Origin of the sequence: Oceanisphaera psychrotolerans (assembly GCF_001870485.1) — a bacterium.
In the GTDB taxonomy this organism is placed as follows: Bacteria; Pseudomonadota; Gammaproteobacteria; order Enterobacterales; family Aeromonadaceae; genus Oceanimonas; species Oceanimonas psychrotolerans.
Genome location: NZ_MDKE01000004.1, coordinates 39504 through 58820, shown reverse-complemented (window position 1 = coordinate 58820; position 19317 = coordinate 39504). Strand labels below are relative to the sequence as shown.

Sequence of the window (19317 nt, the reverse complement as noted above, 5' to 3'; positions counted from 1 at the left end):
CGATCCGCAACGTGAGGGAAATAACCAGGATCTAGCGGTGGGACAGCCAGTGATCCAGCCACTTTCCGGCGATCTGCTCCGGTGGATCCGGCTGGCTGACATCTATTTCCAACCGATCCCCGATCCGCTGTGCACCCAGATCCTCAAGCTGTCGATCGAGTATCTGGATGGCATAACAGAAGGTATCGTACGCGGAATCGCCCAAACCGAGCGCCAGATACGGCAGTCCGGTCAAATCCGGTTGCTGTTCATCCAGCTGGCGGGAGAGAGGCTGAATATTGTCGGGCAGATCACCGGCGCCATGGGTAGAACAGACCAGCAGCAGGTAGTGATCGGGTCTGATCAAGATGTGATCAAGCTGGGGAGAAGTGTGAATAACCGTTTGATGACCACGGTTTTGCAGGATCCCGGCCAGTTCATCGGCCAGATCTTCCGCATTGCCGAGGGTGGAGCCCACCAGCAGAGTGAAGTGACTCATACAGTTCCTTGATAAAGACAATTCCGGCGATATTAACACCATATGAGCGGCGCGACGGTACCGGATATGAGCCGTTCAGGCACGGTATCGGCCCCGAACGGTCATCATGGCGTTGCCTGCGATGACCGGATTTGCTGCCTAGCCTCCAACTGATTTCAAATGAAACTCTTTGCCTTCAAAACTCAGGATCACGCCGCGGGGAGTGATGCTTTGCAGGCGCAATGACCCGAGTTGCTGGCCTTCGCGCAGCATCTGCCCGTTGATGCTGGCCATCCGGCTGCTGGCGGTTTTCGAGTAGATGTGAACCGACAGCGAAAGCTCGGGCAGCTTCGCCCTGATACTGGCCGGCAGTTCACGCAGATCCGGCACGCCGGGATCGAATTCCGGCTCGGGAATCACTGCGGGCTCGGGAGACGGCATGGGTTCGGACTGGGCACTACCCGTGGTGGGTGCATCCGTGTCGCCGGCCGGCGGAGCAGGGTTCATGCTCAGGGCGGGAGGATCATCCAGCAGGATGCGTACCGGTGCGGAGTCAATCACTATCGGCGTTCTGGCCGTGGTAGGGGCAGCCACTGTCGTCTCCTCGGGAACAGGATAGGGATTCGGTAAAGGGATGACTTGCTGAGGTGCTTGCAACCAGCTTGCGCCGATTTTACCCAAGCCATATCCCAGCATCAGCGCCAGCAGCACACCGGCCAGCAGCCACCATAACCGGCGTCGAGAACGGGGAGCCGGCGGTACAACTGCGGTGCCGGCCGGTATGCCCATTTCCGCCGATGGAGTCTGCCGGCCTCGCTGGCGTTCCGATTGTTTGAGCGCATCAAGGATGTAGGACACTGGTTATCTCCTGTTGGCCTGCGAGTCCGGGCAAGTCGTTCAACTGAGTGGCACTGAGATAAATGCTGGTTTGCGGCCCGAAAATGCCATCGGCCGTCAGCCCCCTGCTGTGTTGAAATGCCCTGATATCACCGACGAGTAGCTCATCGTAATGCCGGTTTTGACGGCGCGGCTCTCGTCCTTGCCAGCGTGCCATTTGCTGCTCCAGCCAGATGACGGTTTCTTCTCGGCTACCGGGATGGAGTGGCGCCTGATAATGCGGCGGCAATTGCCACAACAGCACGTAGCTGTGGGGCCAGCTGGCGGTGAGCTCCGTCAGCGACATCTGCTTGAGCTGACCGCCGACCATCAGTTCTGCCCGATCGTCATCGAGACGGGTCAGGGTGGCATAAACGGCGCCTTTTGCCGGGTGCTCCAGGCGAAAAATGACCGGGTGATTCTGTTGCCGCACCGTGGCGAGATCGCCGCTCTGAAAGGCGCATTCCAGTCGATGCCGGCGAGCAAAAGGGCACACCACGGGATCTTCGGCCGGGTCGTAATCAAGCCCCCATAGCGAGAACAGGTGCCGATATGCCATGACCTGGCTTAAATCGGTGGTCAGGGCGGCAGGCCATTGCCATGGATCCTGTGGTGGGCTGACATCCTTGTGGGCCGGTGCAGACTTGCTAGGCTGTTCTGGCGCGGCCGGCCCCGGAGTGCTGGCGATGGTGGTGCCCGTACGCCATTCCGGTTGTGGAGACGGTGACCCGGTATCGATGGCTGGCGGCGTTGGCGCTGCCGGCCAGCGGATGTCGGCCAGAGCCGGCCAGGGAGACTGGGCCAGCCAGCCGCCGGTGACGACCAGGGCGAGCAGGCCGGCGGCAACGGCGCTTCGCGGCCAGCGCGAGCGTGGCGGCGAAGCGCCCAGTACCTCGACGGCGGCGCGGTTGAGGGTGGCCAGATCGACCCGGGGCAGCCGTTGTACATAGGCCCCCAGCAAGGCCCGGTCGCAGATCACATTGATGAGCCTGGGCACGCCGCCGGTCAGGCGATACAGCCGGCGCAGGCTGTTGTGCTGGAACAGTGCCGCCTCTATGCCCGCCACCGACAGCCGGTGGGCAATATAGGCTTTCATTTCCGTGAAGGTAAGGGGACCCAGATGATAACGGGCGGTGATCCGCTGGGACAACTGGCGCAGTTCGGGCTGTCGTAGCTTGTCTGCCAGTTCCGGCTGCCCCAGCAGGATAATCTGCAACAGCTTGTGGGTATCGGTTTCCAGATTGGTCAGCAGCCGGATCTGCTCCAGCACCTCGGTGGAGAGATTCTGTGCTTCGTCGATGATCAGCACCGTCTGGCGGCCCCGGGCATGGGTATCGAGCAGGTGATGATGAATGGCATCGGTCAGCTGCTGTCCATGGGACGGCTCAGGCACCGTTATTGCCAGTTCCCGACAGAGGGCGGCCAGCAATTCCAGCACCGAACAGCCGGGATTGAGAATAAATGCCAGATCGGTCTGCTCCGGCACCTGTTCCAGCAGGCAGCGACAGACGGTGGTCTTGCCGGTGCCGACTTCACCGGTCAGCAGCACAAAGCCGCCGTGGCAGACGAGCCCATACTGCAAGTGAGCCAGCGCCTCCCGGTGTTGCTGGCTGAGGTAGAGAAAACGCGGATCGGGCGCTATGGAAAAAGGCAGATCGCTGAGGCCGAAATAAGTGCCGTACATGGTGATCATCCCTGAATCTACATAGCTGTAAATATAGAAGCCGCCAGCCCAACCCGCTCAGCCGGTGACGTGGTCTTAGCATGCGGGAGCCATTTCGGCTGTACTAAACTGGTTGATATCTGTTCAAGGATGGCGATGGATAATGACAACAGAACCCATAACTCAATGCCGGGCACGTGAACCGCAGCAAACACCGAGAAAGGTACTTTACCTCGATTGGTTATCGTCTCGGGAAGAGGGCGTGACCGATTTGCTGGATGACTGGCAAGTGATCCGGGTTGGCTCGGTCCAGGAGGCGCGTGCGGCCATGCAGGACTGCGTGTTTCGAGTGGCGCTGGTGCGTTTTGACAAGCTGGACCGTGAACGGAAAGTGGCCTTCGAACAGCTGGTGGAAGCATCGCCGCCACTGTACTGGATTGCCCTGCTCGATGCGGACAGCATAGAGCAGGACGGTTTCAGCCAGCTTATCTATGACTATTTCTTCGACTATTACACCCTGCCGCTCACCGACAAGATGCATTTTCTGTCGGCCACCCTGGGCCATGCCTATGGTCTGGGCGACTTGTGCGATGCCGAGCATGAGCAGCGACGCTACCGGGAAGAATGCCAGATGGTGGGTGCCAGCCCGGCCATCAGGCTGGTGTTCAGCCAGATCCGCAAGGTAGCGGGGGTGGATGCCACCGTGCTGATCACCGGCAGCAGCGGCACCGGCAAGGAGCTGATCGCCCGGGCCATTCATCAGCGTTCCCGTCGTCACAAGGGACCCTTTGTGGCACTGAACTGCGGCGCCCTGCCGGAAAATCTGGTGCAGGCCGAGCTGTTTGGTCATGAAAAGGGCGCCTTTACCGGCGCCCATTGCCGCAAGACAGGTCGGATTGAAGCCGCCATGGGCGGCACCCTGTTTCTCGATGAAATTGGCGATTTACCGCTGCCATTGCAGGTAAACCTGCTGCGCTTTCTGCAGGAAGAAACCATAGAGCGGCTGGGCGGTCATGAAACCCTGTATATCGATGCCCGGGTCATTGCCGCCACCCACCGGGATCTGGAGCAAGAAATAAAAGAAGGCGCCTTTCGGGAGGATCTCTACTACCGGCTGAATGTGCTCAGCATTGAAGTGCCGGACCTCAAGGAACGGGACGGAGATATCGAGTTGCTGGCCAACTTCTTCTTTCGCAAGTTTACCGAGGGGCAAAACCACAAGGTCAGAGGCTTCAGCCGCAAGGCCACCGCCGCCATGAACCGGCACGACTGGCCGGGCAATGTGCGCGAGCTGATCAACCGGGTACGCAAGGCCATAGTGATGAGTGACAACCGCTTGATTACCGCCGCCGATCTGGGGCTGGAGCACACCGGGGACGGAGAGAGCGGAGGGCCGGTACCGACACTGGAGCAGGCCCGCCATCAGGCCGAACGGCAGGCCATTCGGCGCAGCCTGAAAAAAGCCGGCCATAATATGACCTCTGCCGCCCGGCTGCTGGGGGTGTCGCGGGTTACCCTGTACCGACTGATGGAAAAGCATCAGTTGCATGAAGCAGCAAAAGATTGAGTCTGTTTCTTGTGGTTAACAGTTTTCGAGAAGACGACGTTTAAGATGAGTAAAAGTATCTGATTATATTGGGATATTAAAATATGGTGTAAAACTTGCCTTGTTTATTTCATGGGTAGCATAACCGGCATCGCAAAGATGACTCCATGAAGCATGCAAGAGTGAAACAAATACCGCCAGCAGACGAAGAAAGAAAAAAACTCGGTCGGGTATGGATTCGTTGTGGCTCGCGTTTTTACTGCCGTTATTACCCTCGCCGTCATTGCTGCCCGTACATTACCCTATGGGATGAAGTTCATCACCGATCTTGAAACTCGTCGAACAGGTGATATAGCCCAGTTTCATTCGGAAATAACCATGACAAAAACTGACCCTGTGAAATCAGCAATGCGACGAGGCCTGATTTAACTGATTAAAAAACAACCAGTTGAGTTATTCCATCGATATTAGTCACTTAACATTTCATGATCATATTCAATAGAATCCATGTGCTTTTAATTTAACCGTTGTGGTTATTTTTATACCAATATGGAATAAAAAGTAACCAGATCGGAATGCTATAGTGCCCGCCGTTCGGTTGCCTGAGCACCATTTGAGTGTCTTGCCACCGCCATTCGCCAGAGCAGTAAAACTGCCATCCTGGTATGTAAAGCATTATTAAAGATTTGAATGGCCCCTTTATTGGGGCAGGCATTCTTATGTATTTTTTTGGGAGAAATCGATGCGCCTCTCCAGGCCTATTATTGTCTTTTTTCTGGCAGCCAGTGGCGTTGCCGCTGCGTTGAGCACGTCAGTATCCGCTTTTGCCGGTTCGGAACATGAGGAGTATTCCGCAGCCGAAACTTCGGCCGCCGCCGCGCAAGATGCCCGCCAGCGGGCAGAGCAGCAGACAGGCGCCCTGCTGGCGCAATACCGGCACTGGCAGGCCGCCGCCAATGGCGCCGACAAGTCCCGCGCTCAGCAACAACTGGCCGAGCTGGCTCAGAGCCGTGCGCAGTTACTGGTCGAGCTGGTACAAACGGATCCGTGGGCGGTGCTGGACACAGCCATTTCCGAGCAACAGCGTCAGGGCATGCCGGCCGATATTCGGACCATGCTGGAGCAACGTTTCGAGCTGGAAGGTGAGCTGGAAGCGCTCTATGAAGATCATGTCGATGGTAGTCACCGGCTGCTGCACCGCCTGAAGACGGCAGATGGGGAGGAAGTCACCCTGCTTGCCACCGACAACCAGGCCGAACTGCCTCACGGCAGTCGGGTCAAGGCCAAGGGCTGGTTGCTGCCCAAGGCGGAAGGGGTAGTAGACGAGACCGGGGTGGTGGATGGCGGGCTGCAATTACTACAAATCGGTGGTGATGGCACCGCAACCGGCTCCTCGGTGATGTCGAGCGCCGGCCCCAGTCTGGGCGAACAAAAGACCCTGGTGATGCTGGTCAACTTTACAGACAAAGCCGAACAGCCATATACCAGGGAGGAGGCTAGTCAGCTGGTGTTCGGCCAGGTCGATGCCTATTATCAGGAGAATACCTACGGTCGTAGCTGGTTGACGGGAGAGGTGGCGGGTTGGTTCACCATACCGCTGTCCAGCCAGGTCTGTGACGTGAAGACACTGGCTGCCCAGGCTCAGGATGAGGCTGTCGAAGCCGGTGTCGAATTGTCTCAATACAATCGTTATGTCTATGTTTTTCCAAATAATTTCTGTCATTTTTCCGGCTTGGCCAGCGTGGGGGGGACTCCTTCCCAAGCCTGGATAAACGAAAGCTTGTCCTTGCCGGTGATGGCCCACGAATACGGCCATAATCTGGGGGCCCCTCATGCCCACTCCCTGATGTGTAACGATGGCACCAGTGTCGGCGGCGGCGGCGGAGCCGTTGGTGTAAACCCCTGGCCAAACTGCACCAACCTGGAATACGGCGATGGCCTGGATGTGATGGGCTGGGCACCTTCCGGCCATTTCAATGCGATGCAAAAGCAGCGGCTGGGCTGGTTGGATGACGAACAAGTGCTGACCGTGATCGACAGCGGCCAGTACACCCTGTCTCCGGTGGCGGCTCAACAGGCCGGAGTCAAGGCCCTGAAGATATTGAAAAATATCAATGAGAACGGGCGCAAGACCTGGTATTACCTGGAATATCGCCAACCCATCGGCTTCGATGGTTCTATCGCGGCTGCGGATAGCATGATGGATACGGAAAATGTAACCAATGGGGTGACGGTACGGGTGCACTACGAAGGGGGGGCTTCCAATGGCGTCTATCTGCTGGATATGACGCCGGAAACCAATGTTGACCTCTACACCCGGGATCCGGCGCTGGAGGCGGGCAGCACCTTTGTCGATCCGGATGGCCTGCTCGAGTTTACCCCGATTAGGGTCGATGGCACCGAAGCTGTCGTCGATATCCGTCTGTTCGATAGCCCCTGTGTCAGCCAGCCGGCGGTTGTTGAGGCCATATCAGCAAGCCAGCAGGGCGCTCCGGGAGAGACCCTGAACTACCAGTTACAGGTAACTAACCCCAATGGCGTTGATTGTGGCTCACTGGATATTACCCTTGACGTTCAGGGGCCGACCGGCTGGTCGGTACAGCTGACCGACAGTCTGTTGTCATTGGCTCCGGGCGAGACGGTCACCACCAGTTTGGCGGTGACTTCGGCCGCCGATGCCGCCTCGGGTGAGCATGGCATCACAGTCAGAGCCTGGAGTGGCGAGGCCGAGGCCGGCACCCAGCTGATCTATCATGTCACAGCCGACAGCCTGCCGCCGGTGGCGGTGGACGATGAGGCCCAGATGGACAGCAAGCAGCCGATCGTTATCTATGTGCTCAATAACGACTGGGATCCGGCCAATGCCCCCTTGCGGGTAGCCGAGGTTACCCAGGGGGCCAAGGGCAGCGTGGTGATCAATGGCGATGGCAGCCTGAGCTATACACCGGCGCGCAATTTCAAAGACGGTGACAGCTTCGACTATCAGATCACCAACGGCAGTCACAATGCCCAGGCCAGGGTCCGCATCAGCCTGACCGGTACCGGCGGCACCGGCGGTGGGCCGGGTAAGGGTAAAAAATAGCTTATAAAAAAAAGCGGTGGCATTGCGCCACCGCGTTTATTTTTGCCCCAGACAGGATTACTGGGCTGTGGTCTTGGCGGGCAGGGTGACGCTCACCACTTCGCACCCATGGGTGACGGCCTTGTAGTTATTGTCGCCCTGGTAGGCAGCCAGGTAAGAGACATGGCTGGTTGCATTCAGCGCCTTGACGATCACTTCATCTGTGCTCAGCAGACGGGCGATCAGCTCGCCGCTGATGTCCACGAGAGACACGCCGGTGATGGTTTTCAGGGCAGTACCGGTGCAATTATTAGTACCATAGACGGTAAAGTCGACCACCCCGCTGGGCTCGCCCACACCGATGATGGTGTTACCATCCCCTTCGACCTTGGCCTGATCCAGCAGTATGACATGGGTCTCTATGCTGGGGTTGCGCTTGGCGATGGTCAGGTCTTCGCACGGAGCCTGGGCGGGAGCATAGTTGGTATCCCCGCTATAGCTGGCTCTGATCGAAAGATCTCGGGTATTGGCGGTGGACAGATAACCGACGGTGCTGTAGTCGTCGGATTCGGTGGTTGCCAACACACCCGAGCCGCTCAGGACTTTACTGCTGTGGGTGGCCAGCACAGTTCCGTCGCAGGTGGCATTGTCATAGAAGACAAAGGTGACCGTTCCGGTGGGCAGCAAGTTATTGCCACCGGTGACCTTGGCCAGATCGTGGAGACTGATGCCGACGGCCTGGATGGTGTCCTGTATATCAGGACTGTGGCCGGTTCCCTCGTGGATTTCGGTGGCCACGGTGGGCGTCAGTGTCTCGACGAACAATTCTTCGCAGTGATAGGCGGAGCTCGGTACCGGGCTGTTGGCGGCAGCGACAAAGCGCACCAGATAGGCGAAGGCCCCCGGGTTCGGAGAATCGCTATCGGTATCGCTGGGGAAGCCCGCATCTTCACTGGTCAGGCCATTGGATTCCACCTGTACGCTGTTGGTCGTGCCGTCCAGGGTGTAGTCCACGGCGGTGGAGTAATTAGCCAGAGCATCGGGCAGCGGATCGACCGGGTCGCCGTTTGTATCGAGCAGATCGAGACAGGTGGCGGCGTAGGTATCGAAGGTCACTGTACCCAGCACCTGCAGGCCGGTAGGGCCGGAGAAGCTGACAGTGGCCAAGTCATGGATGCCCGTGCCGGCACTGATGTTGCCCCCTTGCAGGTCTGTCACATGGTCGGCGCCCGAGTGGATGGCGGTACTGATGTTGGTAGAGCAGACCGGGAAGGAATCCAGCACGAAGTCCTTGAGGGTGGCGGTAAAGCTGCTGGAGGAGCGGGTCTCGGCCATGAAGCTGGCGAAGCAGCTGTCGCCCGGGATCAGTTGGGTCAGGTTGATGCCCCCTTCGAAGAAACTTTCAAACGGAAAGGCACCGACCAAGCCGTTCTTGGCGGTATAGGGCCAGGGCGAGGTCTCGGTAACCTCGTTGGTGATGGCGCAGGCCTCATCTATGCCGCCGTTGTTACAGATGGCGCCGTCGCCGGACTCCCCGGCGATCAGACGCAGATTCTTGGCTATACACTGGCCCGGCTGGGGGTTGTTGTTGGCGGCTTTGGAGCAGCCGGGCTCGCCAGCTCCGCTAAATTCGCCATTGCCGACCCATTCCACCACCTGGATCAGGGGCACGGCGTTGTTGGCCTGGGGGAAGTTCACCAGCACCAGGGTATCGCCCAGCTGGTGGTTCCCGCTGAAGCTGCCGTCGTCCTCGGCCTTCACTTCGTCCTTAAAGAACCAGAAGCCCATAAAGGCATCGCCCACGTTGCTGAAACGGTCGGCGCCGAAGTAGAGGATTCGGTCTCCTGTTGCTGAATCCGTATAGGAAGCGGCATAGGCGTTGGTGATATCGTCCTTGTCGGGCACAGAGCCGTTTTTATGGCTCCAGTCGCCGATAGGCTGGATATCCTTTTTACCCCCGTCAAAGATAGTCACCGGGGCCGCATCGGGGTTGACCCCGGTAAAGACCTCGGGTGAGCCACCGTTGTTGAGCCCTCCATTATAGAGGGTTTGCCAGTCATCCGGCGGTGGCGGCATGACATCCTGAAGGGCGTTGCCGTCCAGTTCAAACAGGCCGAGATCTTCCACCGGCACGGACATGGCCGGTAGCGATCCCATACATAGCAAGGCTCCCAGTAACCAGGCAGAGATAGTGCCTGGCAAGTTATCTATTCGTTGCATGTTATACCTCCAGACCAAGGCATCCGCCTTGATATACGAAAATGCCGGATATCCGATGAAGGAAAAACTCCGGGCTGTTTCGGCCTGGTGTGAGCCATAAGTCACCTAAGCCCACAATCAGGTTGATGTTTTTTGCTAATCCCTATTTAGCTTTTAACATCGAGATAGACGGTTAAATACCCTGCCAGTGCAATGTGCCACTCCGGATAACGAGTTCACTTTCACTGTGACTGTGTATTAATCAGCCACAAAGAGAGCTGTTTTTTCAATTTCCGGTTAGTCCGGCAAGGTGAGGTATAATAAGCAATATTTGGTCCATGTTTTTAACTTATTGTTTTTTATTGTTTTTTATTGTTTATATGATGTCGGGTTTATCTTGGTGTTACATTTTTGATACATGTAGGGTGGTGGTTTAACAAATAATCCTTTTTTTTCAATTAATTAATCTTTTTTAAAACTGTTAATTCTTGCTGTGGGGCGAGGAAATTGTGGCAACTACAAGGGGGAATGGCTGCAATATTCAGTAAAAAGAAGGGGTGGCTAATGCCACCCCTCGTGCTCTGTTTATTCCTGGTTAGTTACTCTGTTGCTTGTGCATCACACTCTTCGCCCTGGCAGGTACACAGCGGGCATTCGGCTACCCATTCATTGTTTATCTCATCCCAGCTATAGGTGCTATCCGAGTCTTCAACCGGTGTTTTACTCCATTTACCCTTAGCTTCAACCCTCACCTGATTGAAGAAAGCGGTAGAGTTGGGATCGTAGAAATCCTGCAACGCTTCATTCAGAGGATGAAGTGAATTTCTATCATGGCCTCTTGGCACATCCGGGTAATAACAGAGCTTGCCTTTGCTATCCGGGTCATAACTATTGATCCATTCGGACAGGTTGATTTCCTTACCCGGATAAAGAATTGCATTATCCAGGGTGTATCCACCCTCTCCTGCAAGCAAGTCGATAGACTCATCGTGCACGCGGATGTATTTCAGCGGTTCGGTACTCTTGTTGTAAATGACAATGGACGGGCAGACCCGCACCGCCAGTAGATCGCCCAGATCGGTGGAAAGCGACTGCAGGTGCACGCTGTTTTCCACGCAGGTTTTTTCAACCTTCACCCTGGTTTTATGCACAAATTTGCATTGACTGTAGGGATCCGATTCGGCTGAATCACTGACCTTTGTTCCGAGTGAGGTTTCGCCTCGTGCATAGATGGTATTTTTGAGGTTAGGCTCATCGGTTCTACACCGGACGATGAGTGTTGCCGACTCGTCCTTGTTCAGGTCTAGGTTATCAACAGGAACAAATTCGCCTTTTGTCAGTGCGATTTTGGGATTGATTGGATCGCCGTTTATTTTGGTGACCTTGCAGTTATCAAGGGTTTCTTTTAAGGCGATGTCGCCGAGTGTTACATTGCCCGCGTTGGTTACAACCACTGTGTTGGTAGCAATAAAACCATCATAGGTCTCGGTTATATCCTGAGCGGTACAGACCTTGCTGACTTCAATTTTCGCCTTGACCGGATCATAACAGAAGGCCACATGGCTGACCCCTGCCCGGTTGCCACCCTTGTTATCAGGGGCATATAAACCCTCTCCTTTTTCTACCGGAGGGGAGTAGTTGAATACGTGGGTACTGCTGCCACCGGCCACGGCAACTTCATGCACCAGACCTTCATGTATCGACCAGTCAAAGGTTTTATTGCTGCCGCCCGTTAACTTGAACACGACACCGGTTGCTGGATCTTCATACCCGTCGTAGGAAAAACCATTTTCTATATCTATCTTGAAGCCGACCAAGCCATCCGAGCATTGATGCTTGTAGTTTGGTATAGCTATGGGGTCCCCTGGTTTTATGGTGTCTCCTGGTTCTGGGGTGGTCCCCGCAACGGGCATACTGAATGCCATTATCAGGGTACAGACACTGGCTACCGAAAGGGATCGCAGCGTTGCACCGGCTGCACCCGGTTTATAGTCACTTCGTAAGAACATGACACTTTCTCCTTATCCTACGACAAAACCCACTCCCCCAATGAATGGAGAAGCAGCTCGGAGGGCTGCCCAGGTAGACGCAGTATTTATGCCATAAGTCATATCTTGTTGATTTGTATTGTGTGATTTCATTGGAGGGAGCAAGGAGAGACGTAAGTTGTAAAGGCTGGTTAATACTCCTTTTCACGAAAAGTTTAAGTAATTAATTTTATTGAATAATTTTTAGCTTTAACCTGTTGCAGGGATGATACAGAAAAATGGGCATACAGCCGGCGGCAAGGGGCTGTATGCCTGATTGTTTTTTACATCGCCACCTGCTGCAGCTTGCTGCGATATTCCTGGGTCACGGCGCGGGCATCGGCCGGATTGGCCACGGCGGTGGGGGTGATCAGTACCACCAGTTCGGTGCGCTTCACGTTGGTGCCGCTGCTGCCGAACAGCCAGCCCAGCACCGGCACATGGCGAATGCCGGGCACGCCCTGGCTGTCCTGGGACTTGTTCTCGCGGATCAGCCCGCCCAGTACCAGCGTCTCGCCGCTCTGCACCGCCACCCGGGTATCTATTTTGCGTTGGGTGATGGTCGGCGACTGAATATTGGAGCTGGTGGTGGTGGCCACGTCGTTCACCTCCTGCACCAGTTCCAGCACCACCATGCCGCCGGCGTTTACCCGCGGGGTCACCTCCAGCAGCACGCCGGTGTCCCGGTACTGGATGGTACTGGTCACGTTGCCCACGTCGCTGTTGAGATTGGTGGTTTCCGAGGTTCGAATGGGCACCTGATCCCCCACCCGGATCAACGCCTTCTGGTTGTCCAGCACCATCAGCGAGGGTGAGGAAATCACATTCACCTTGGAATCGCTGGCCAGGGCCGTGAGCAGGGCGCGGGTACCGCTGGCATTGAACACCTCGTAGCTGGCGCTCACATCCAGACCGCCGTCGAAGGGGGAGGGAATCGGCAACGAGCCGATGGCGCCCACCCCGCTGCGGCCGCCCCCCAGCCGGTTCTTGAAATACCATTGCAGGCCGTAGCGCAGCTCGTCATCCAGGCTCACCTCCACTATGGTCGCCTCCACCAGTACCTGCAGCGGCAGCTGATCCAGCCGCTTGATGGCCTGCTCCACCTTCTGGTAATCGGCACTGGCGGCCATGACCACCAGGGCGTTGCGTTCGGTGTCGGCAATCACGCTCACTTCGCCCACGTCCAGGTTGGCGGCGTTGATGCCGGTGGCGATTTGCAGCGGCGCGCCGTCTTCCGCCGGTGGCGTGGTCGGCGGCAGGGAGGAGCCGGCGCTGTTGCGGCGCTGGCTGTCGAACAACTGGTTGAGCAGGGTGGCCAGGTGATCGGCCTTGCCGTTCTGCACGTGGTACACATACATGTTGAGGCCACGCGGGTTTTCGGCCCTATCCAGCCGTTCTATCCACACTCGGGCGTCGGTCAGGTAGCGTTCCTGCGGGGTGATCACCAGCAGGGCGTTCAGTCGCTCTATCGGCAGATAACGTACCATGCCGGCCAGCGGGCCTTCGGCCTGGTCGCCGAAAATCGCCTGCAGTTCGCTGGCGATCACGTCGGCGCTGCTGGCCTGCAGCCGGAACAACCCGACCGACATGCCGCGCAACTGATCCACATCGAACAGATTGACGGTGTCGCGAATGTTGACCAGTTCGTCACGGCTGCCGACCAGGGTGAGCATGTTGCGTCTGTCGTCCACCATCATGGCGCCCTGGCGTGGCTTGACCGGTTCGAGAATTTTTTCCATTTCCCGGGCGCCAATGTAGCGCAGCGGCAAAATCAGCATCTGGTAGCCGCGTTCGGCGGTGGTCGTCAGTTGTGGATTGAGGGCCGAGGTAGGAACCTCGGAAGCCGGTACCACGGTATAGAGGCCGTTGCTGTGCACCAGAGCGGCTCCGTGGGTCTGCAACAGGCTTTCCAGGGTCGGCAGCAGGGCTTCTTCCCGGATCGGGGTGTTGGTCTGCAGATATACCTGGCCGCGCACCCGCTCGTCCAGCGAATAGTTGAGCTGCAGGATATCGCCGAGCACGGTTTTCACCACCTCGGCGATGTCGGAGCCCTGAAAATTGAGGGTGATGTCGCCGGGGGCGGCGGTGTTCACCGGCGTCTGACTGGTCTGGCCGAGTTTGACGAAGTTTCCCGAGCCGCGGTAAATCTCGGAACGGGTGGCCGGGCGCGTGCCCGGGTCGGCCGCGGTGGCGACTGCACGGGGGGGATGTTCATCGTGACGGGAAGGCAACCGTACCGGATCGTAATCGCTGGTCATGCTGGCCTGGCCCCAGGGTTTGTCGAGCGCGGCCCTGTCTCCGGTCGGATTGGTACAGGCGATCAGCAGCAGGCAGGAGACGCTGATAAACAGCCATGTAGTCTGGTGTGAGTTGGTCATTGTGACTCCCCGTTACTTCCCTGTGTGTTGTCTTCATCCGCTTCGGTTGTTTCTGCAGCGTCGGTGTCCGGTGCGGGGTTTGCTTCGTTCGGATTGTGCTGAGCGTCGGCAGGCACCGCCGGGTCGGCGGCCGGCCGGGTCGAGGGTTGCCGGGGTTCCCACAGCTCCAGTCGCAGGGTCTGGCTGCCGTCGCTCAGGGTCACGGTATCCATCCCTATCTCTTCCAGCTGCCAGTTGCCGTCCAGATACATGCCGGTCTTGATGCGCGCCCGCCCCGCTCCCTGGCGTTCGCTGAACAGGGCCAGTTGCTGGTCGTCTTCCCATACCACGCCGCTCAGCCGCCATTTCTCGCGCATGGCGGCGGCGCTCTCGCTGACGCTTTCCTCTTCTTCGTCTGGCTGCGGCCGGCGCGAGTCGTCAAACAGGGGCCGTGCCATGATTTCCTCGAATTGTTTGAGGGGGGGATAGGCCGGTGTCGGGGCGCCATCGTCCTGCGCCCGGGTAGGCGGCAGCCACAGTACCGGCACGGCCAGCAACAACACCCAGGATTTCATAAACAACCCCCTGTGTTTCACAAACAAGCAGGGCTTCATAGCGCCTCCCTTTGGGTATAACCGACCAGATCGAAGCGAACATCGAGTGAGGGGATCTGCCGTGTGTTCGCCCTCTGGCGGCGGATCACCCTGTTGCTATTGTTGCGGGCTGTGGCCCGCCGGGGATTGGCGGTGATCACCAGATCGTGCATGAACAGGGCCTGATCCCCCGACTCGATCGCATGGATCAGGGGCACCAGTTGATCGATTTCGCTGCGCAGGTGAACCCGCAGCATCACGCCTTGCAGCGGACTTTCGGTATCGGGCTGGGCATTCTGAATACTGACCAGCTGGCCGCCGCTGCGGCTGACCAGCCGGTTCAGGTGCTGCTGCAGCCAGGCAGAAGCCAGGCTGGGGCGGCGCTCCGGCAGATAAAGGCCGGTATCGGGAGTGGCGTCGCGCAGCTGCTGCAACGCCTGTTCGGTCTGTTCCAGTTCGGCCGACAGCCGCTGATAGCGATGGAGCCGGTCTTCAAGCTGGTGAATGACGGCCCCCTGTTGCAGAAACAGGCCGAGCAGAGGCTTGATAACCAGGCTGAATACCAGCAGCAGAACCGCGATCAGCAGGCCCAGGGCCACCGCCTGTTGCTGGCGCTGACTGAGGTTGATCATGATCCCTCCTCGCCGAAACGGGCATCGATCATGAAGCGATCCTTGCTGGTGGCCGGGTTATTGGTTACCGGTGAACTGAAGCGCACATCGAAGAACAAGGGTGAGGCTTCCAGAATGCCGATAAGCTCGGAGGCATTGGCCGACTCGCCGCGCAGTTGCACCCTGCCGTCGCGCAGTTCGAAACGGCTGAGCCAGGTGTGGTCGGGTAGCTGGCGGGTCAGGGCATCCAGCAGTGACAGGGCCGAAGGCTGCCGGGCTCGTGCCTGCGCCAGAAACAGCCGGCTTTGCTGCAGCTCTTGCAGTTGTCGTTTGAGTTCGGCGGCCTGCTCGGCCCGTTGCCGGGGGATGTCCAGTTGGGCATTCAAAGCCTCGATACGGTTCTGTCGCTGGTAAAGCGGCACGGCAATCAGCAGGAACAGCATCAGCAGCACCAGGGCACCCTGCAGGGTCTTCAATCGCCGGGCCTTGCTGATGGCGGCGCCAGGTGGTACCGGTAGCTGAATCACCGGCGCCTGTGGATGTTCGGCATCGGTCAGGGCGGTGGGCACCAGCCCGAGCTGGTTCAGTTCGGCCAGTTGCGGGTCCACCTGTGCTCGCGGTGCCAGCAGCAGGTCAACCTGGATGAGGGGTTGCCGTTTATCCCGGGCGGCGATGCGATAGCCAAAATAGACCTGTTCGGCACTAAAAGGGGTGTGCCGGTCCATCTCGAAGCGCAGTACATCATCCAGGTTGCCGGCGGTGGCCGCAGGCAGGGAGATGCGGGTACAGAGCACGTCCTTGCCGTTGAGGCACAGTCGGATGCTGTCTGCCTGGCGCAGCATCTCTGTCAGCAACCGGCTTTGCTCTGGGGTATCGTCCAGCAGCAGTTGTTCGCCGCCCGGCTCCAGCTCCAGCCGATAATGTTCCTGCCCGGGATAAATGAGCAGTCGTTGTTTCTGGCTGAGCAGACGGTGACTGATGGATGCGGGCAACAGGCTGAATAACTGCCGGCTCCACCATTGCCAGAAAGCAGACAGGGGCTGCCAGAGTAACCGGCCGTAATGAAACAGCTGCTGGGTGAACTTTTCCCCATCCATAGGGATCTCCGTTAGGCGTCCGGCTCGGTGAACAGCGGGATGAATTCCTGTGTTATCTGTTCCAGAATGGGTTGACCGCGACGGTTAAGCAGGCTGGCTGTCAGCCGGTAGCGATAAACTGTATTCATTCGAGCTTCTGTATGAACAGTGTAGTTGACCCCCGATGAGCCGCCAGAGAGCAAGGCGCGGGGGAACATATCCGTGGCGGGCAAGGGCTGACCGGCTGCATGATTACGGCGCCGGTCGGCGATAAACTGATCGACGGTGACCTCGTCGGTGCCCGGCAGCGCCAGCAGTACCTGGCGCGGGGCGTAAAGCGGATTGATGCTGTTGCGCGGATTTTTCAGGGTCAGACTGTGCCGGATCCGCCGGTAAATGGCGGGCGTCATGTCCAGCACGCGCAGTACTTCGTCCACCGTTCGGAAGGGGGCGTTGCTCGGGCCGTAATCCAGGCCGGCAGCCAGGTAGTCGTCAGCCTCGGCCCCGTTGAGCCGGCGCAGATCGTCGCCGTCGCGCCAGTCCATGATGGCATCCACCAGCCGGGCGCGCAGGTCGTCGTCCACCCCGGCGGTGGCCAGCAGGCCGTCGAGCAGCTCGGGACCGGCGGCGTTGAGGTCGATGCGACCGTTTTCGTTGAACAGGGCCACCCGAACATCGATGTCGTCCAGCCGGATCAGATAGGGGCTACCATCGGCCAGCCAGGGTTGCTGCTCCTGCGGTTGCGCCAGCATCAGCAGCGCCAGTTGCACGCCGGCATCGGCGGCATGGCGAACCTGGGCGGCATGAGCGATGTTACCGCTCTGCCGGGCCTGGCTGCGGCTGTTCAAAGACAGGCCGGTGGCCAGCAGGGTCAGCAGGGTCAATACCCACAGCACGCTGATCAGGGCTATGCCCCGGTTGCGTTCAATATTCATCCTTGATCTCGTAACGGTGCCGGCGGGAGGCGACCACCAGGGGCGGCCAGTCCGGACCCAGCTGCAGGCGGATCAGGGCTGGCAGTTGATCCTGCTCCAGCCACTCGGGTTGCCAGGTCGGTATGTTCTGCTCTTCTGCCGGCAGGTAATGCAGGCTGAATGACGCTATCTCCAGTTCCAGCAGGGGGGGGATCAGCTCCGGCTGGCGAAAGTCGTCCAGCAGCCGGTACCAGTCGAAGGCCGGCGCCTGCTCCTGCGGCTCCGTTTCAACAACCAGTGGCTGTGATTTGAGCGACAGAACCGGGTGATCGGGATCGGACTGGTCCAGTGCCAGATAGAACCAGACCGGTTCGACGGAAGTGCTCAGTCGCCGGGGTTGCGGGGCCAGAAACACCAGCGATTGCTCGGTTCCCTGAAAGGACAGCAGCGGGGCCTGCCGTTGATTCGGCACCTCTCGCGCCTCTGCCTGCTCCAGCAGATTGCGCAAAAACAGTTGCAGTTGTACCTGCTCGCTGATGTCGGCATTACGCTCGCCGACCGTTTCCCAGGCCCTGCCAGCGAGCCGAAAGCCGCCGAACATCAGCCCCGAGAGCAGGGTCAGCAGGGTCAGGGAGACCACCAGTTCCAGCAGGGTAAAGCCGTGTTGCCGCTTCATCTGGCCTCCTGCCTGACCAGTCGCAGGGTGGTGAGCTGGTAGTGCCGGTCATGGATACCCCAGCCCACCACCACCGACAGCCGATAGGGGAGCAGCAGGGATTGGTTGTCCATCAGCTCCCGGGTATCGAATTCCTCGACTCGGGTTTCCCACCAGTAGTGGTCGTCAAACCAGCCCTGCTCGCGGCCCGGTTGCAGTGTGGTGCCGGCATACAGTTCGGTCAGTTTCGACTCCGCCAGCAGCATGGCTTTCTGCTGCTGCTGGGCTGACTGGGTGGTACGAATGGCCAGCGAAAAGATATTGAGCAGCACCCCCAGGGTGATGGTCAGTATGGTAAAGGCCACCAGCACTTCCAGCAGTGAAAATCCCCGTTGTATGAACATGTGTTGTCTAGTCATGGAGGCTTACCCGGCCGGTCAGCCAGTTCACGTCGATCCGGTAGTGCCGCCCGTTGCCGGCGATGTGCAGGGTGCCGCCACTGGCGCTGCCATCCGGATAGAACACCGGACCGGTATCATCGTTATCAATGATGCCATCGAATGACACTGCTATCTGTTCCGGCCAGGGAGAGGCTTTTTGCCGCCCGGTCATCCGGGAATGGCGGGCATCGGGGTCGAGCTCCACCCTTACCTCATCACCGGTGGCAATGGCCTGGCTGCGGGCCAGCCTGAGCAGGGCGGCGGTTTGCCGGCTGTAGCTTTTCAGCTCGGCTCCCGGCAGCAGGGCGGCGAAGCGGGGCATGGCCACGGCCAGCAGCAGGCTGGCCAGGGTCAGCACCACCAGCAGTTCCAGCAGGGTAAAACCCGTTTGGTGTGGATTATTCCCAGCTGACCACGTCCTGATCCTCACCGCTGCCTCCCTGCTGGTTGTCCGCGCCCAGGCTGAACAGATCGAACTCCCCCTGTTGTCCGGGGGCGCGATACTGGTAGTCGTTGCCCCAGGGATCCTGAGGAATGGTCTTCTTGGTCAGATAGGGGCCGTTCCAGCCCCGGGCGTTGGCCGGGGCGCTGACCAGGGCATTGAGCCCTTCGCTGGTCGTGGGGTAGCGGCCTACTTCCAGCCGGTACAGATCCAGCGCCGTACCGAGTTCCTTGATCTGCAGGGAGGCGGTCTTGGTCTTGGAGCCGCTGAGCTGGCGCAGGACCTGGGGGCCGACCAGACTGGCCAGCAGGCCGAGGATCACCAGCACCACCAGCAGTTCGAGCAGGGTGAAACCCTGCCATGACGTTTTGTGTTGATAACGCACCTTTACCTCCCTATA

16 protein-coding genes are annotated in these 19317 nt (G+C 58.5%); 2 read left to right on the top strand and 14 right to left on the bottom strand.

Features of this window, described 5'->3' with window-relative positions; genetic code table 11:
• Positions 1–31: 31 nt before the first annotated feature.
• The 3 genes from mioC to BFR47_RS01665 all read right to left on the bottom strand — a co-directional run bounded on the left by mioC (position 32) and on the right by BFR47_RS01665 (position 3017).
• Complete coding sequence (mioC, locus tag BFR47_RS01675) at positions 32–478, bottom strand: FMN-binding protein MioC (protein ID WP_071471453.1); 447 nt, start codon at positions 476–478, stop codon at positions 32–34.
• A 138-nt stretch (positions 479–616) separates the two neighbouring features.
• Positions 617–1315 carry a general secretion pathway protein GspB gene (locus BFR47_RS01670; protein ID WP_071471452.1) on the bottom strand — a complete coding sequence of 233 codons (699 nt, stop codon included), beginning with the start codon at positions 1313–1315 and terminating at the stop codon, positions 617–619.
• Positions 1299–3017: an AAA family ATPase gene (locus BFR47_RS01665; protein WP_071471451.1), complete on the bottom strand. Its 1719-nt coding sequence runs from the start codon at positions 3015–3017 to the stop codon at positions 1299–1301. The genes BFR47_RS01670 and BFR47_RS01665 overlap by 17 nt, the downstream gene beginning before the upstream one ends.
• 142 nt (positions 3018–3159) lie before the next feature.
• On the opposite strand from BFR47_RS01665, the gene BFR47_RS01660 reads away from it, so the two are divergent.
• Both BFR47_RS01660 and BFR47_RS01655 read left to right on the top strand, forming a co-directional pair.
• Positions 3160–4563 (top strand): sigma-54 dependent transcriptional regulator, encoded by a 1404-nt coding sequence (locus BFR47_RS01660; protein WP_071471450.1) that lies wholly within the window; start codon positions 3160–3162, stop codon positions 4561–4563.
• A 721-nt stretch (positions 4564–5284) separates the two neighbouring features.
• Positions 5285–7624, top strand: a complete 2340-nt coding sequence (locus tag BFR47_RS01655; RefSeq protein ID WP_071471449.1) for an Ig-like domain-containing protein — start codon at positions 5285–5287, stop codon at positions 7622–7624.
• 57 nt (positions 7625–7681) lie between these two features.
• Here BFR47_RS01655 and BFR47_RS01650 read toward each other — a convergent pair whose 3' ends face one another.
• From BFR47_RS01650 to gspG, 11 genes are all read right to left on the bottom strand, one after another.
• Positions 7682–9760: an Ig-like domain-containing protein gene (locus tag BFR47_RS01650; protein WP_139215082.1), complete on the bottom strand. Its 2079-nt coding sequence runs from the start codon at positions 9758–9760 to the stop codon at positions 7682–7684.
• A gap of 641 nt (positions 9761–10401) precedes the next feature.
• Positions 10402–11811 (bottom strand): hypothetical protein, encoded by a 1410-nt coding sequence (locus BFR47_RS01645; protein WP_139215081.1) that lies wholly within the window; start codon positions 11809–11811, stop codon positions 10402–10404.
• Positions 11812–12113: 302 nt separating this feature from the next.
• The gene (gene gspD, locus BFR47_RS01640; protein ID WP_071471446.1) at positions 12114–14207 is read right to left on the bottom strand and encodes a type II secretion system secretin GspD; all 2094 of its coding nucleotides are present in this window, start codon (positions 14205–14207) and stop codon (positions 12114–12116) included.
• Positions 14204–14761 carry a hypothetical protein gene (locus BFR47_RS01635; RefSeq protein WP_139215080.1) on the bottom strand — a complete coding sequence of 186 codons (558 nt, stop codon included), beginning with the start codon at positions 14759–14761 and terminating at the stop codon, positions 14204–14206. Before BFR47_RS01635 ends, gspD begins: the two co-directional genes overlap by 4 nt.
• Positions 14762–14796: 35 nt before the next feature.
• On the bottom strand, positions 14797–15411 hold the full coding sequence (gspM, locus tag BFR47_RS01630) for a type II secretion system protein GspM (RefSeq protein ID WP_245748756.1): 615 nt from the start codon (positions 15409–15411) through the stop codon (positions 14797–14799).
• Positions 15408–16487, bottom strand: coding sequence for a PilN domain-containing protein (locus BFR47_RS01625; protein WP_071471444.1), 1080 nt, complete (start codon positions 16485–16487; stop codon positions 15408–15410). The genes gspM and BFR47_RS01625 overlap by 4 nt, the downstream gene beginning before the upstream one ends.
• 11 nt (positions 16488–16498) lie before the next feature.
• A complete protein-coding gene (locus tag BFR47_RS01620) occupies positions 16499–17401 on the bottom strand; it encodes a type II secretion system minor pseudopilin (protein ID WP_071471443.1) in 903 nt (300 codons plus the stop codon).
• Positions 17391–18056 carry a prepilin-type N-terminal cleavage/methylation domain-containing protein gene (locus tag BFR47_RS01615; protein WP_071471442.1) on the bottom strand — a complete coding sequence of 222 codons (666 nt, stop codon included), beginning with the start codon at positions 18054–18056 and terminating at the stop codon, positions 17391–17393. Before BFR47_RS01615 ends, BFR47_RS01620 begins: the two co-directional genes overlap by 11 nt.
• Positions 18053–18454: a type IV pilus modification PilV family protein gene (locus BFR47_RS01610; RefSeq protein ID WP_071471441.1), complete on the bottom strand. Its 402-nt coding sequence runs from the start codon at positions 18452–18454 to the stop codon at positions 18053–18055. The genes BFR47_RS01615 and BFR47_RS01610 overlap by 4 nt, the downstream gene beginning before the upstream one ends.
• Positions 18447–18905, bottom strand: a complete 459-nt coding sequence (locus BFR47_RS01605; protein ID WP_071471440.1) for a GspH/FimT family pseudopilin — start codon at positions 18903–18905, stop codon at positions 18447–18449. Before BFR47_RS01605 ends, BFR47_RS01610 begins: the two co-directional genes overlap by 8 nt.
• Positions 18874–19302 carry a type II secretion system major pseudopilin GspG gene (gspG, locus tag BFR47_RS01600; RefSeq protein ID WP_071471439.1) on the bottom strand — a complete coding sequence of 143 codons (429 nt, stop codon included), beginning with the start codon at positions 19300–19302 and terminating at the stop codon, positions 18874–18876. Before gspG ends, BFR47_RS01605 begins: the two co-directional genes overlap by 32 nt.
• Positions 19303–19317: the final 15 nt, after the last annotated feature.

Bases quoted from the DNA above. Each gene is read 5' to 3' on its own strand.
- BFR47_RS01615 (WP_071471442.1), bottom strand. From the start codon at position 18,056: ATGAAGCGGCAACACGGCTTTACCCTGCTGGAACTGGTGGTCTCCCTG.
- BFR47_RS01625 (WP_071471444.1), bottom strand. From the start codon at position 16,487: ATGGATGGGGAAAAGTTCACCCAGCAGCTGTTTCATTACGGCCGGTTA.
- gspD (WP_071471446.1), bottom strand. From the start codon at position 14,207: ATGACCAACTCACACCAGACTACATGGCTGTTTATCAGCGTCTCCTGC.
- gspM (WP_245748756.1), bottom strand. From the start codon at position 15,411: ATGATCAACCTCAGTCAGCGCCAGCAACAGGCGGTGGCCCTGGGCCTG.
- BFR47_RS01650 (WP_139215082.1), bottom strand. From the start codon at position 9,760: ATGGGATCGCTACCGGCCATGTCCGTGCCGGTGGAAGATCTCGGCCTG.
- BFR47_RS01645 (WP_139215081.1), bottom strand. From the start codon at position 11,811: ATGTTCTTACGAAGTGACTATAAACCGGGTGCAGCCGGTGCAACGCTG.
- mioC (WP_071471453.1), bottom strand. From the start codon at position 478: ATGAGTCACTTCACTCTGCTGGTGGGCTCCACCCTCGGCAATGCGGAA.
- BFR47_RS01635 (WP_139215080.1), bottom strand. From the start codon at position 14,761: ATGAAATCCTGGGTGTTGTTGCTGGCCGTGCCGGTACTGTGGCTGCCG.
- BFR47_RS01620 (WP_071471443.1), bottom strand. From the start codon at position 17,401: ATGAATATTGAACGCAACCGGGGCATAGCCCTGATCAGCGTGCTGTGG.
- BFR47_RS01655 (WP_071471449.1), top strand. From the start codon at position 5,285: ATGCGCCTCTCCAGGCCTATTATTGTCTTTTTTCTGGCAGCCAGTGGC.
- BFR47_RS01610 (WP_071471441.1), bottom strand. From the start codon at position 18,454: ATGACTAGACAACACATGTTCATACAACGGGGATTTTCACTGCTGGAA.
- BFR47_RS01660 (WP_071471450.1), top strand. From the start codon at position 3,160: ATGACAACAGAACCCATAACTCAATGCCGGGCACGTGAACCGCAGCAA.
- BFR47_RS01665 (WP_071471451.1), bottom strand. From the start codon at position 3,017: ATGTACGGCACTTATTTCGGCCTCAGCGATCTGCCTTTTTCCATAGCG.